Below are 15,356 nucleotides of genomic sequence, written 5' to 3' on the forward strand. Positions count from 1 at the left end.
GAATGAGAAAATTGAATATAAAAAATGTGGCTTTAGCTGTTGGGATAGCTGTAACAGCGGTTGGGTGCGGCAAGTTCCTGGATGTGAACGAAAGCCCCAACCAGCCGTTAGTAGCGGATGTGAAGCTGCTACTGCCTTCCGCGCAGGCGGCTACGGCGCACGTGCTTTCCAACCAATTCGGTATCACTGGCGGCATGTGGGCACAATATTGGACGCAAAACCCGTTTTCAAGCCAGTACCGTAGCCAAGACCGTTATAACCTCCAGCCTTCCACGTCAAATAACCCTTGGGCTATTTTGTACGCGGGTGCATTGCAGGATTACAAACGTGTGATTGAAAATGCGGGCAGCCTCAACCAGCACGCTGCCATCGCGCATATCATGAGGGCTTACACCTACCAGATGATCACTGACGCCTGGGGAGACGTGCCTTTGAAGGATGCGCTGAACGAAGGTGCCAGCCTGAACATCCCGTATCAGTCGCAGAAAGTTGTTTACGACAGCATTTTCCTCTGGCTCGATCGTGGTCTTGCCATCCTGAATCCTTCCAGCCCCAACAAAGTTGGAAGCGAAGACCTGGTTTTCCATGGTGATATCGACCAGTGGATCCGTTTCGCCAATACGCTGAAACTGCGCGCTTATCTCCGCATCAGCGCGGTAGACCCAACGCGCGCCGCGGCCGGCATTCAAGGCCTGGAAGATGAACCGCTGCTGACCTCTTCCGCTGCGATCCAGTATGCTACCTCCGGTGGTAACGAGAACCCCCTGTTCTCCGAAATCCTCGGTCTTGGCAGAACCCAAAACCTCGTGGCCAGCAGCACTTTCCTGGATGCCATGAAGGAGAATAATGATCCCCGTCTGGAGCAACTCTATACCAAGGTAACCTGGGACGGCGTTGAGGACACCATTGTAGGTGGGCTTCAGGGCGACTTCCAGAACACGCCTGATTTTGATTATTCCTTCCCTAGCGCAGCAACCGGCGGCCTCGGTGCGGATAACAACTCCGCTTTAGCGCCTGTTGTGCTGATTTCCGAAGCGGAAAGCTACTTCCTGCAAGCAGAAGCCCGCGCCCGCGGTTGGTTCACTACCGGCAGCGCGCAAACGCTCTTCAATAACGGGATCACTGCCAGTTTCGAAGCCAATAAAATTGGCTCAGAAGCCGCTGCGTACATCGCAAGCGCCGACGCTGCTGAATGGCCCGGAACGCTGGCCGCCCAGATACAGGCGATCATCACCCAGAAATACTTCGCCATGAACGGATGGCAGGCCTTCGAAGCCTGGACCGAATGGCGCCGTACAGGTTTCCCCGACTTCTTCGATCTGTCGGTACAACAGCGCCTTGGCGGAAAGTTCCCCGTTCGTCTTCCTTATCCTGAAACGGAAGCCAATACCAACGGCGAATTCGCTAACGTAAAACACAGGCCGAACAGCGAACGTCTCTGGTGGGACATCGCCGACTAAGCCTCGTAACACGATAATTATGTAAAAAGCCGCTCCCGGAAAAGGAGCGGCTTTTTTTGCTTTTTCATATAATATCCCGCCAATTTTCCAATCACATTTAAGTGTACTGTGATATCAGTTGAATTTCAGTATCTTGTGGTTGTAAACTGTTACATCCTCTCGGGGCATTAGACACAAAAGCAAATCTCATGAAAAAAACGCTATCGCTATGGCTGGTTTCCGCCATCAGCATTCCCGGCGTTGCACAGACATCAGACAACCGGCCAGACACAGCTATTCCATCGAAACGGCTCCTTGACGAAGTCGTTATTTCCGGCTACAATACCGCCACCCGTAAGCAATACACAGGCGCGGTAACCACCGTTTCAGGGGATAAATTCCAACAGGCGCCCATGGCCTCCTTCGACCAAATGCTGCAGGGTCGCGCGCCCGGATTGTATGTGGCCGCAGGCAGCGGGCAACCCGGCGCAGGCGCCCGTATGGTGATCAGGGGCACCGCCACCAACGCCGATATCGGCGATATGAACGCTTCGGCGCCCTTGTACATCGTTGACGGCATCGCCGTGGAAAGCGGCGTGTTCATCGGGCTGAACCCGGCGGACTTCGAATCCGTCAGCATACTCAAAGATGCGAACGCGACGGCGCTCTACGGCTCCCGTGGCGCCAACGGTGTAGTGCTCATCACCACCCGCAGGGGGCAACAGGGCGATGTGCGCTTCTCCTTCAACACCCGTCACGGTATTTCCCAACCTTCGCGCCGCCGCTTCGATATGATGAATACGAAGGAAAGATTGCAGTTTGAAGAAGAAGTGGGAAAAGAAACCGGCAGAACAATCGGCGCGGGATGGATCTTCTCCGCCGACAATCCCGCGAACGCCGGTCTGCCCGCCAGCGCCAAAGCCCGCAACGCAGCGATCCTCGACAGCCTCGGCCGCATCCAGACCGACTGGATGGACTATTTCCTCCGCGACGCGGCGCCCTTCCATGAATACGAATTATCCGCCAGCGGCGGCACCGATAAAGTGCGGTTCTATTCCTCCGCCAGCTACCTTTCGCAGCAGGGCATCGCCTACCGCTCCGGCCTCGATCGTTACACTTTCCGCACCAACCTCGACGCTACGGGCAACAAATTAAGGCTGTCCATCAATACCGCCGTGGGCTACACCGGCAGCGACCTCATCGAAAGCGAAGCCCTGTCTTCCGTCGCCAATCCGTTTGCCTCCGTCTATTATGCGCTGCCCTATGAGCAGCCTTATGTAAATGGTGTGCTCGTCCACAGCGGCAACAAAGCCAATTTCGGCGGCACGTTCGACACCCGGGAAGGTTCCGACGCGCTGGAGCGGATGGAAACCACGACCAACCGCGTGAACCAGCTGAAAGGTTTGCTCAGTTCCGCGCTCCGCTACCAGGTAAACGACTGGCTGTACGCCACTTTCAACATGGGACTGGATTTCAGGGAGAACAACGAGATCCGCTCCGCCGCACCCGGCTCCAATGCCGGGAGAGCAGCCGCGGGCGGGCAGGGGATGCATGCGGAAGCGATGTCCCGTTTCTTCCAGTTCACGTCTTCGGCGGGCATCACGTACGATAAATTGCTGCATGAGCGCCATCGCCTCGTGGTAGCCGGGTTTTATGAATTCAACCGTCTGAAGTGGTCGGATCTGAAAGCCACAGGTTTCGGCCTTACGCCGGGGCTCGACGGCACCCTGTCCGCCACCATGCCGGGATCTCCCATCAACGGGTTCATCCCGCAGGTGGGCGGTACCCGCACCGGCAGGGCGCTGGCTTCCTGGGTAGGGCTTGTGCGCTACCTGCTGGACGAGCGTTTCAGCCTCAACCTTAGCTATCGTTACGACGGTTCTTCGACCCTGCCTTCGCAGAATCGCTGGCAGCCGTTTTACTCAATTGGTGCGGGTTACGACCTGCCCTGGTTGGAGCATGTCAGCTGGATCAATACCTTGCGCGTTCGCGCCAGTTACGGAACATCCGCGGCGCCACCGGCACAGTATTTTGCCTACGCTTCGGGATACGGCCCGTCGCGATACGACGGCCAGCCGGGCATTGCACCCGCTGCCATCGGCAACCCGGATTACGAATGGGAGAAAACGGAAATGCTGAATGCAGGGCTTGATCTCGCGTTTTTTGATAACCGTCTTCGCCTTGTGGCCGATTTCTACAACCGCACTACGAAAGGCTTTTTCCTGGACGAGCAGCTGTCGATGACGAGCGGGTTTACTTCGCGCAGCATCAATGCCGGCAATATCCGCAACCGCGGCGTGGAGCTGGATCTGAACGGCGATATCATCCGCACCAAAAAACTAACCTGGACGGCAGGCGCCAACTTTACGTACAACCGAAACCGTGTGACCAGCCTCGGAGGCGCCAACGGTTATCAGAAAAGCACCTTTCTCATCCGCGAAGGCCTTCCCGTTAACGCGCATTACATCGTGAAGTATGCAGGCGTGGATCCGCAGACAGGGCAGGCGCTATACTACGACGCCAGCGGCAACAAAACGGCGAACTATAATATTATGTCCATGAGCGTGGCCGACTTCGGTTCCAACGATCCCAAAATGTATGGCGGCATTACCACCGGCTTGCGTTACAAGGGTTGGACGGCTGATGTGCTCTTCTCCTACGTATCTGGCTACAACCGGTATAATGCGATGGATTATTACACGCTGAACAATAACGGGAACATATTCAGCAACCAGTCGGTAAGATGGTTGGATCGTTGGCGTAAGCCGGGGGATGTAGCGAACGAAGCGTCGATAACGAGTCCGCGGACCTTCTCGTCTGCCCACATCCAGGACGCATCGTTCCTGCGTTTGCGCAATGCACAGATCGCCTATTCGTTGCCGGAGCATTGCCTCGCGCCGCTGAAAGTGGTGAAGAGCGCGATGGTGTATGTGCAGGGGCAGAATTTGCTGACCTTAACGAAGTGGAACGGATTTGATCCGGAAGATAATAATGCCAATGCATTTTTCGAGTATCCATCGCCGCGCACGTTGGTAGCGGGCGTTCGTATCCAGTTCTGATTTAAATAATGACCGATGAAATTAATGTTTAGATATAGTTTGCTCGCGGCCTGGATGATGGCGGCATCCTGTCTGGGGGACCTCGATGTGAAGCCTGCCGGGGTGAAAGACGCTTCTGTTGCATTCCAGGATGTCGACGACGTGAATACAGGCGTGTTGGGTGCTTATGCGGCGCTCAACGGGCAGTCCATTAAAATTAGTTCCCTCATTTCCGATGAGAATATGTTGCCGATGGAAAACACCAGCAACGATGGCGTAAAGGTGTTTGAATGGCAGCATGATGCTTCCACGCCGAACGTGGTGCCGGCATGGCAGGGCAATTACCAGGCGATCGACCGGGTGAACCGCATTCTTGCGGTGATCGACGGTGTACATGCTGAATTGCCGGACGTGGAAAGAAAGCATCGTTTGAAAGGTGAGCTGCTGGCCATTCGCGCATATTGCCACCTCGAACTGCTGCGCCATTACGCGGTGGATTATGCCGCGGATTCGGCGGGAGTACCGATTATGACGGTTTCGCAGGCTGGTCAGCCCGCGCGGAATAAAGTGGGAGAAGTATTCGCACAGATCCGCAAAGATCTGGACGGCGCCAAGGCACTCATTCCTGCTTCCTGGACCAGTGCCGGGCGCATTACGCGGCTGGCGGTGCTGGCGATAGAAGCGAGAACGGCATTGTACCAGCAGGATTGGACGACGGCCATCGCCGCTTCCCGGGAGGTAATGGACGCGGTGCCGTTGGCTACCGCTGCACAGTTCCCGGAAATCTGGACGGATGTACGGAATAATGAGGTGGTCTGGAAGCTGGAACGTGAACCGGTGGACGAGCGCTTCGGGGCTTTCTACAGGCTCGCGGGCGGTATGGTGTTGTTTGCGCCTTCGTTCAAACTGATCGGTGTTTTCGATCGCGCGAACGATGTCCGTTTTAATTCCTGGATTGCAGACCTGAATCCTTCGCCTGTGGATACGCGGTGGGCGGTTACGAAATATGCAGGCGGGCAGCCCGCGAATTACAACCTGACGGATATTAAATTATTCCGTGTGTCGGAGATGTACCTGATCCATGCGGAAGCGCAGGTGCGCAAGGCGGGTCCGGATATCGCCGCGGCGAACAACGATCTACAGGCATTGCGCAGCCAGCGTATCAATAATTATGTGCACAGTGCATTTGGCAATGCTGCGCAGGCGATGGCTGCGATCGAGGAGGAGCGCTTCCGTGAGCTGGCGTTTGAAGGCCATCGCTATTTCGACCTTCGCCGGTGGAAGAAAGACATCGTGCGCTTGCCGGCGGATATCGTAGCGGTAGGCGGAACGGATCTAACTTTATCGCCTGCACGAAAAAATTATTATATGCCGATACCGCTTGCGGAATTGCAGGCGAATCGTAATATCCGGCAGCACCCTTTATATGAATAAAGCCCGTTGAGGTAACGATAATGGATCTGAACCGAACTAGCCCGGAAGCATACACGCTTTTCCGGGCTATTTCTTCTTATTAATCTGTTGGCTTAAACACATTTAATATTTAATTCTATGAATTGATATTCAATTTATTCTATAATAAATTCGTAAGTACACATTATTTCTCAGTGATTGTTATATTCCTTTTTTCAGTAATTTACCTTTAGTTGCAGCAAGCGGAAGCATCCAAAATCTAAATCAAGCAGCAAGCAAACCCGAACCCAAGTGAAATAGTACCCTGTAGCCCAGCATAGCATCTGAATCGAAGGATTGTAACCTCCCTGCATATTTATTTATCGTGTCTTCATCACCAAAAATCTATCGATATGAAAGGAACGTTACTTCTTTTGTTCTTATCGGTCGTACTTTGCGGGCATGCTATGGCCCAAACGCGTCCAGTCGCGGGCAAGGTAACCGATAAAGCAGACGGGTCACCACTACCTGGCGTGACCATTTCCATTAAAGGCACTTCAAAAGGAACGATTACCAACACGCAGGGCGAGTACCGGATCGAAGCGGGGAACGGCGATGTGCTGGTATTCTCATTTATTGGCTATGCCACGCAGGAACTGCCCGTTCCCGGCGGCGGCGTGCTGAATGTTTCCATGGGCCCCGACGACAAAACGTTGAGTGAAGTGGTGGTTACCGGTTATGTGGACATCAACCGGCGGGATGCTACTGCTTCCACCTCCAAGATTGACGCAACGCAGATCAACAACCGGCCTATCCAGAGCTTCGACCAGGCGCTGGATGGTTTGGCTGCGGGTGTGAATGTAAACGTACAGTCGGGCGTGCTCGGCGATCGGGTGGCGATCCGTATCCGCGGGGTGAATTCTATTTCGAACAGCGGCGAGCCATTGATCGTGGTTGACGGCGTGGTGCTTAATAATACCAGGAACACCAACGTTTTCAATAGTGGTAATGGTACGCGCTATAATCCCATGGCTGACATCAATCCGAACGACATCGAAAGTGTCGATGTGTTGAAAGATGCGTCCGCGGCAGCATTGTACGGCTCCCGCGCAGCCAATGGTGTGATCGTGATAACTACCAAAAAAGGTAAACGCGGTGCGATTACGGTCAACTACAATACTTTATTGTCGTGGTCCAGTGTTCGCCGCGCGCCCAAATTATTGACCGGAGATGAATTTGCCGGTATTCAGAACGAAAAATCTGGCAATATGAACCAGCCGGACATCGCAGCGGATTTTGACGAGAATGGCGATGGCAGACCGGAGCGGACAGACTGGTTGGATGTGATTTTCCGTACCGGTTTCCAGCAAAGCCACCAGCTGTCATTCAGCGGTGGAACGGAAAAATCCCAGGTGTATGGTTCGGCCGAATATGCCGATATGAACGGCTTTTTGGTTGGAAACCGCCTGCGCAGGGGCTCCGCCAGAATCAATGCAGATGTAACGCCCAAGTCGTGGTTGAAAATGGGTATGGGGGTATACGGTTCCCGTGTATTGAATAACGGTGTCCTTTCCGATGGCTACCTGGCAGGCGCAACGATCGCAGGCTATAATGCACCGCCGAATGTACCGGTATACAACAGCACCGGGGATTATGAGGGTTACTATCTTTCCCCGTCCAACCGCGATCTCGGCAATGGCGGCAACAGGGTCAGCGAACGGCAGAATCGCTTCTTCCACCCGTTAGCCAGTGTTTACCTGGGCCGAAATGATAACGAAACACGACGTATCCTCGCCAATGTATACGGCGAATTAACGCCGGTCAGCGGTCTTAAACTGACTTCACGTTTCAGTGTGGATTACCTGCAGAACTTCGAAGATCAATACGGCGGACCCAATCAGGCCGGAAATGGCTTCAACCTGAACGGACTGGTACAGGAGAACCTTTACCAGACGCAATTGTGGAACTGGACGAATATGGCTACTTACACGAGAACATTTGCTGAAAAACATAACCTGTCCGTACTCGGAGCGTTAGAGTATCAATATGGCCGAAATTTCCAGTTGTATACGGGGCAGGCCAATATTGCGGATGATTACTTCAAGTATATCTACGACGGACTTTCAGCCGGGGAAGGCAATTCATATACCGGTGGTGCGCAATCCGCCAACGCTTTCGACTCCTACCTCGGTCGCGTTGCTTACAATTATGCGAGCAAATACTATGTGGAGGCAATATTCCGTTCGGATGCCTATTCTGATTTTGGTGTCGACAACCGCAGAGGATTCTTCCCGGGCGGTTCCATCGGATGGCGCCTTTCAGAGGAAAGCTTTATTAAGGACAATGCTAGTTGGGTCAATGAGTTGAAGCTGCGCGCCAGTTATGGTATTGTAGGTAATAATCTAATTCCCGCATATGCCTCGCGCACCATGTATGGTGGTGGCCAATACGCCGATGATAACGGGCTGAATACTGCCCAATTGGGCGACCCTAATCTTCGTTGGGAAAGAGCCAAAAAGCTGGATATCGGTATCGATGCCGGCTTCTTCAACAATCGCCTCGGCCTGACAGTGGATTTTTTCAAGAATGATGTCGATGACCTCGTTTTGGATGCACCGGTACTTCGTACAACCGGTATTCCCAATGCATATGTTACGACCAATATCGGCGAGATGTGGAACCGTGGCTTCGAAATCACGGTGCGCGGTACGCCGATCATTAACAAAGAACTGGAATGGAATGTTTCCGCCAACGCTACTTTCCTGAAAAACAAGGTAACGAAACTGGTGGATGGAAGCGATATTCCCAGCGGCTCCAACCGCGCAAGCGTGGGCCGTCCGCTCGGTGTGTGGTACATGATCGACTGGGTAGGCGTGAATCCTGAAACGGGTTACGGCATGTTCCGTTCCAAAGACGGTGAGGTGAAGATGTACAACCCTTCACCCGGTATTGCTACCGCAAACAGGTGGACCACCCAGGATGGCAGCAGGGTCGTACCTTCCGTAACGGCAAATGATGCGAACTACCTGGATGGCAAAACCGGTTATCCGACCTGGTATGGCGGATTGGAAAATACGCTGAGCTATAAAGGATTTACGCTCAATATCGCCATTCAGTACAGTGGAGGTAATTATATACTGAACTCAACCCGTCAGGGTCTGATGACGAACTTCCTGAATAACAACCTCGCTGAAATTAAAGATCGCTGGACGCCGGATAATAAAAACACAGATGTGCCGAAGATTTTCCTACGCGATAATGTAACCACGCAAACTTCCACCCGTTGGCTGGAAAAGGGTGATTACCTCAGATTGAAAACAGTATCACTTGGCTACGCCTTTCCTGAAATTCGCAAGAAGCTGGGGATGAGCAACCTGCGACTATTTATTGCCGGCGACAACCTGGCCATGATTACCGGGTATAAGGGCGCCGACCCCGAAATCAATACAAACCGCACCGCCAATATCGCTTTCGGCGTAGACAACCGCGGTGTTCCAATCGGCAGGACGATTTCTCTTGGTTTAAATGCATCCTTCTGATCTAAAACTCAATCATCATGAAGAAATTACAACTCAAAAATAGTTTCAGGCCGGTTTTAGCATTGGGATTAAGTGCAATGCTGATGCTGGGCGCCTGCTCAAAGGTAAATGAACAGGTACCCTACGAAAACATCAATCCCGAAGATGTATTCAATTCTCCCGCGCGGATCGAGAAAGCGGCCATTGGCATGTATGATGCATTACAAAATGCAGAATTCCTGGGTGGCCGCGCGCTAATCTATATTGATCAGCGCGGCAACGATGTCAATGTTGCGTCTTATTTCGGACAAATTCCGACGTTTAACATGCTTTCCAATAATGGTACTGCTTTGTTGGCATGGACGGGCGCATACCGCACGATATTCGAAGCGAATTACTTCATGGGCAACCTTCAGAAAAATGAAAGCGTTATCGGTGCTGATGCAGCGGCGGTATACTATGCTGAAGCAAAATTCTGCCGTGCCGTTACTTACTACTATCTCGTGAACATCTTTGCGCAAACGTATGTATACACGACAGATGCCAGCCATCCCGGTGTGCCGCTGATGACCACCGCACCAATGACGGGGGGTGAAGCATTTGATCCCAAATGGAAAATGCCCCGGGCAACTGTTAAGCAAGTGTATGACCAGATCATCAAAGATCTGACAGAAGCTGCGGTCGACCTCCCGGACGATTGGGGCAGCGGATATGCTACCCATACCCGCGCCACCAAAGGTGCGGCTAACGGGCTGCTTTCGCGCGTATATCTGACCGCAGGCAACTGGGCGCAAGCCAACGCCGCTGCCGATAAAGTGATCGCATCACCCGCTGATTACGACCTGGATAGTGATCCCTACACCAGCTTCAACAGGCCCACGTATAACACCTCTTCGGAAATCATCTTCAACATCGCTATGAACAACAGCGATAACCCCAATACCAATAACGCGATCGGGCAGCATTACAGCCCCTCCGGCCGTGGAGACATTACGGTGAATCCGGATTATCTCACATTGCCCAATTTCGGACCCTCAGACAAACGGAAGAACGACACCATGATCGTGGGAGTGGGATCGGCCAATTACACAGGCAAGTACGCGGAAACACCCTTCGACTCCTGGGTGCCTATCCTCCGGTACGCCGAAGTGTTGCTCAATAAAGCGGAAGCTCTGGCCCGGATCGATGCCGGCGTAAGTCAGGACGCGCTGGATATCATCAACGAAATCCGTGACCGCTCCAATGCCACGGCGCTTGCATTGCCCGCTACCAAACAGGCGCTCATTGATCTCATCCTGAACGAGCGGAGGATCGAACTGGCGTTTGAGGGTTTCGGGATGATCGATTTCGTCCGCACCAAGCGCAACATTCCCGCCCGCGGCGCCAACCAGCCCGAGCAGGATTGGAACGATAATCTCACGCCCTGGCCGATTCCCTTCCAGGAAACCCAGCAAAACACGAACCTCGCGCAGAACCCCGGTTACAATTGATCGCCGGAAGGAACGTATAAAAAGAAAGAGGAGCCTCCGCGCGGAGGCTCCTCTTTCTTTTTCAGCAATGCTGCAAATATTTTATTTCAATACTTCCCCCAGTTTGCTTTCCAGTGCGCTGCCGCGCAGGTTGGCTGCGATGATCTTTCCTGCGGGGTCAACCAGGATGTTCGTCGGGATCGCGTTGATGCCGTATAAAGGAACAACGGCGGATTCCCAGAACTTCAGGTCGCTCACGTGCGTCCAGGTCAGCTGGTCGTCGGCGATTGCTTTCTGCCAGTTGGCTTTTTCCTTGTCGAGCGATACGCCGAGGATGGTGAAGTTTTTGTTTTTGTATTGATTGTAAGCCGCTACCACATTGGGGTTTTCCTGGCGGCAGGGGCCGCACCAGCTGGCCCAGAAATCCACCAGTACATATTTTCCTTTGAAGGAACTGAGGTGGATTTGCTTGCCGGAAGGGTCGGGCAGCACGAAGTCGGGCGCAACCTGTCCGATCATGGAAGCCGGTCCTGCGCTCGTTTCTTCACTGGCGCCTTGCTCGAGGGCGGCAAGGCCTGCGAGGGTATTTTTCACGAACCCGTTATCGGGGAATCGTTTGGCGATATCCTGGAAATCCTTTTTGTGGGCGATACGGTCGGTGGCGTCTTCAAACCCTGCCAGTTCCATGGCGAATACCGCGGGAACGGGGTTGCGGGAAGAACGGGCGGCTGCCAGGAAGTGCTCGCGGAAATTCTTGGTTTCCTGTTCCATGGCGCGCCTGCGGGCGTCCAGCACGCTGTCGGGCGTTTGGGCCATACGGAGGCTGTCGATCGCCTGCATTTCCTTGCTGAGGGTTTGCGATTTCTCGCTGTAGTATTTCAGGAGCTGGAGGATTTCCGTAGTAGCTTCCGAACCTTTCACCTGTACCTTTTCGAGGTCATTGTAATCGCCGGTGATGCTCATGTCGCCGGCATCTAGGGCGAGGAAGATATATTTACCGCTTTCGAACCGGATGGCGTACAGCCCTTGTTCCTGCACCATGCCTTCCAGCGTGATCTTGCCGGATGCATCCTTCACGGCTGCGGTATCCACGATTTTGGTGGAGCTTTCCATCACTTCTTCCAGGTACACTTTTTCCAGGGGAGTATTCGCCAGTTGCACATCGATCTTGAACGCGCCTTTCTCCGTGTGACTGTTGCAGCTTGCCATTAATAAGGCGGCCGCTCCCGTCAGCCAAATCGCAAATTGTTTCATGGGCTTTTCTTTTATTGGTATTTCTATCAAAAATAGTCCTAAATCCCCGGAAGGGATTGCAGTAAATGTTAAAATTATGCAGCCGGCAAGAGTAACGCATCCCCTGAAAGGGCCATTTCCCTGCGGTATGCGGACCAGCGGGAGGCGACAGGGATGAACGGCGCGGTTACCCGTTGAGGCGTTTGAGCAGCAGTTCGTTCGTCAGCTTGGGATCTGCTTTTCCGCCGCTCATTTTCATCACTTCCCCCACGAACATGCCGATCAGGCCTTTCTTTCCCGACCTGAATTCCGCCACTTTAGCCGGGAATTTCTCCAGAACCGCATCAATCACCGGTAAAATGCTGCCGGCGTCGGTTTCCTGGATGAGATTGAGGGCCGTGGCTATTTCCAGCGGCGTTTTGCCGGGTTGCTCGATCATGGCGGGCATGATGCGGGAGGATGCGATGGAAAAGTTCACCTTGCCGTCCTGGATCAGCGCGATGAGCGCGGCCAGGGATGCCGGGGAAACGGGGAAGTCGGCGATGGAGGCGTTACGCTCGTTAAGCCACGATTTCACGGGGCCCAGCATCCAGTTGGATGCCGCCTGGGAATGAGGCGTTTCGGCCATCAGCGCTTCGAAATACACGGTGGTGTCGCGGTCGTCGCAGATAACCCGGGCGTCGTACTCGCGCAGGCCCAGCTGACTGGTGTAACGGGCCACTTTTTCTTCCGGCAGCTCCGGCAGCGAACGGCGCACCTGGTCGAGGAAGCCGTCTGTCAGCCTGAACGGCGCCAGGTCGGGTTCGGGGAAGTACCGGTAATCATTGGCCTCTTCCTTCGAACGGAGGGAAAACGAGCTGCCGTTGGAGGCATCGAAACTGCGGGTTTCCTGGGTAATGATACCACCGGATTCCACCAGTTCAATCTGGCGTTTGATCTCGTTTTCTATGGCACGCTTGACGTTGCGGATGGAGTTCATGTTTTTCACTTCCACCTTGGTACCCAGGGTGGTGTCGCCCTTCGGGCGGATGGAAATGTTAGCGTCGCAACGCATCGATCCTTCTTCCATGTTGCCGTCGCAGACATCGAGCCAGCGCACCAGGCGGCGGAGCTCCGTGAGGTAAGCGTACGCTTCGTCGGCCGAAGTAAGATCGGGTTCCGTCACGATTTCTACCAGGGGAACCCCCGCGCGGTTATAATCGATCATGGAATTGGAAGGGTCCTGGTCGTGCAGCGACTTCCCGGCGTCTTCCTCCAGGTGGATGCGGTTGAGCCGCACATTGCGCGACTGGCCGTCTGCCGAAATCGGTACATGCCCCCCCACACAAATAGGCGCGGTATGCTGGCTGATCTGGTAACCTTTGGGAAGGTCAGGGTAGAAATAGTTTTTTCGGGCGAAAAAGTTCTCTTTCTCGATGGCGCAATGGCAGGCAAACCCCAGCCTGATGGCCAGTTCTACCGCCTTGCGGTTCATGAAGGGCAGGGTGCCGGGGTGCCCGAGCGTAACGGGACTGATATGGGTGTTGGGCTGGCCGCCGAAGGCAGCGGAATCCCTGCTGAATAATTTACTGGCTGTCAGCAGCTGGGCATGCACTTCCAGGCCAATTACCGCTTCATATTTGTTATAATCGATGCTCGCGCTCATAAGTTGATATCACTGCTGATTCGTACAAAGATATTCAAACTGCAAAAAAGCAGGGAATTTTCACGAAATTGTATATCCAACAATCACCCTATGGCTGCTATTCAAGACATACACCAGTCCCAGCGCGCTTTTTTCGACTCCGGCGCCACCCGTTCCCTGTCGTTCCGTAAATCGGCGCTGAAGAAGCTGAAAAAATCGCTGAAAAGGCATGAAAAGGATATTCTGACGGCATTGCACGCTGATCTCCGAAAGGCACCGGTAGAGGCATTCGCGAGCGAAATAGGGCTGTTGTACGATGAAATCGACCATACGCTCAACAATCTCCGCCAGTGGATGCGCCCCCAGCCCGTAAGCTCCCCATTGATGCATTACCCATCCTCCAGCACGGTTTACAGGGAACCGAAGGGGCTGACGCTCCTCATCGGCCCATGGAATTACCCTTTCCAGCTGGTGGTGAACCCGCTGATCGGGGCGGTGGCGGCGGGCAACTGCGCCATCGTGAAGCCCTCCGAGCTGGCGCCCGCCACGGAAGCGGTGGTGGCCAAAGTGATCGAGGACGCCTTCGCGCCGGAACACGTTGCCACCGTTACAGGCGACGGGGCCACGGTGGTCCCCGCCATCATGGCGCACCGCTTCGACCACGTGTTTTTCACCGGCAGCATCCCCGTGGGCCGGAAAATCCTGGAAATGGCCGCGCCGCACCTCACGCCCGTGACCCTCGAGCTGGGCGGTAAAAGCCCCTGCGTGGTCGACGCCCGCGCCGATATCAAAACCGCGGCGAAAAGGATCGTTTGGGGAAAATGCTGGAACGCGGGACAAACGTGTATCGCACCGGATTATGTGCTGGCAGATAAGAAGATCATGCCCGAGCTGCTGGAGCACATGCGCGACGCGGTGACGCAGTTTTACGGTGACGATCCCGCGAAGAGCGGCGATTATCCGCGGATCATCAACGAGCGGCAGTTCGATCGCCTTTCGGGGTACCTGGGCGAGGGGAATGTTTTCTACGGCGGGCAAACCAATCGTGCGGATAAATACATCGCGCCCACGATCCTCACGGATATACAGCCGGGAGCGAAGGTGATGCAGGAGGAAATCTTCGGGCCCATCCTGCCTGTGATCCCTTATAACGACACCGCGGAAGCCGTCAAAATAATAACATCGAATCCATATCCTTTATCGCTTTACATCTTCACCAAAAACGCGCGCACCGCGCAAACCTTCATCGATAAAGTAGCATTTGGCGGCGGGTGCATCAACAACACGCTGGTTCATTTCACCAACCTGGAAATACCATTTGGCGGCATCGGCCCCAGCGGTATGGGGCGCTACCACGGCCGCTTCAGTTTCGACGAGTTCTCGCACATCAAAGGCGTGATGAAAACCGGCACCTGGCTGGATGTTCCGGTGAAATACCCACCGTTCGGCAACAAGCTGAAAGTGTTGAAGATGATGCAGAAATAATGTGAGAATTTCCTTTCCACCATTTCATAAAGAAAGGCGGCGAAAAAGTTTTGCGTTTGGAGAATTGTTAGTATTGGATGTAACAATTCGCCAAACGCTTTTTTTATCAGCATATTAGGAAATTGTGGCGCGGGGGGATAAGTTGAATAAATGTTGAT

Annotated in this window: 8 protein-coding genes; 6 read left to right on the forward strand and 2 right to left on the reverse strand. The window is 53.9% G+C overall.

The genetic code is table 11. From position 1 onward, the window contains the following. Positions 1-26 precede the first annotated feature (26 nt). The 5 genes from WJU16_RS14740 to WJU16_RS14760 all read left to right on the forward strand — a co-directional run bounded on the left by WJU16_RS14740 (position 27) and on the right by WJU16_RS14760 (position 10,877). Positions 27-1,460 carry a SusD/RagB family nutrient-binding outer membrane lipoprotein gene (locus tag WJU16_RS14740; RefSeq protein ID WP_341834252.1) on the forward strand — a complete coding sequence of 478 codons (1,434 nt, stop codon included), beginning with the start codon at positions 27-29 and terminating at the stop codon, positions 1,458-1,460. 188 nt (positions 1,461-1,648) lie between these two features. Continuing rightward, a complete protein-coding gene (locus tag WJU16_RS14745; protein ID WP_341834253.1) occupies positions 1,649-4,498 on the forward strand; it encodes a SusC/RagA family TonB-linked outer membrane protein in 2,850 nt (949 codons plus the stop codon). Positions 4,499-4,513: 15 nt separating this feature from the next. Next, complete coding sequence (locus tag WJU16_RS14750; RefSeq protein ID WP_341834254.1) at positions 4,514-5,911, forward strand: RagB/SusD family nutrient uptake outer membrane protein; 1,398 nt, start codon at positions 4,514-4,516, stop codon at positions 5,909-5,911. Between the two features lie 371 nt (positions 5,912-6,282). After that, entirely contained in the window at positions 6,283-9,408 is a 3,126-nt protein-coding gene (locus WJU16_RS14755; RefSeq protein ID WP_341834255.1) for a TonB-dependent receptor, read from the forward strand. 17 nt (positions 9,409-9,425) lie between these two features. Further along, on the forward strand, positions 9,426-10,877 hold the full coding sequence (locus WJU16_RS14760; RefSeq protein ID WP_341834256.1) for a RagB/SusD family nutrient uptake outer membrane protein: 1,452 nt from the start codon (positions 9,426-9,428) through the stop codon (positions 10,875-10,877). 81 nt (positions 10,878-10,958) lie between these two features. On the opposite strand, the gene WJU16_RS14765 is transcribed toward WJU16_RS14760, so the two are convergent. Further along, positions 10,959-12,110, reverse strand: coding sequence for a TlpA disulfide reductase family protein (locus WJU16_RS14765; RefSeq protein ID WP_341834257.1), 1,152 nt, complete (start codon positions 12,108-12,110; stop codon positions 10,959-10,961). Positions 12,111-12,276: 166 nt separating this feature from the next. Beyond that, on the reverse strand, positions 12,277-13,734 hold the full coding sequence (gene gatB, locus WJU16_RS14770) for an Asp-tRNA(Asn)/Glu-tRNA(Gln) amidotransferase subunit GatB (RefSeq protein ID WP_341834258.1): 1,458 nt from the start codon (positions 13,732-13,734) through the stop codon (positions 12,277-12,279). A gap of 90 nt (positions 13,735-13,824) precedes the next feature. Here gatB and WJU16_RS14775 point away from each other — a divergent pair, with 90 nt between their 5' ends. Further along, positions 13,825-15,198, forward strand: a complete 1,374-nt coding sequence (locus WJU16_RS14775; RefSeq protein ID WP_341834259.1) for an aldehyde dehydrogenase — start codon at positions 13,825-13,827, stop codon at positions 15,196-15,198. Positions 15,199-15,356 lie beyond the last annotated feature (158 nt).

Origin of the sequence: Chitinophaga pollutisoli (genome assembly GCF_038396755.1) — a bacterium.
GTDB lineage: Bacteria > Bacteroidota > Bacteroidia > Chitinophagales > Chitinophagaceae > Chitinophaga > Chitinophaga pollutisoli.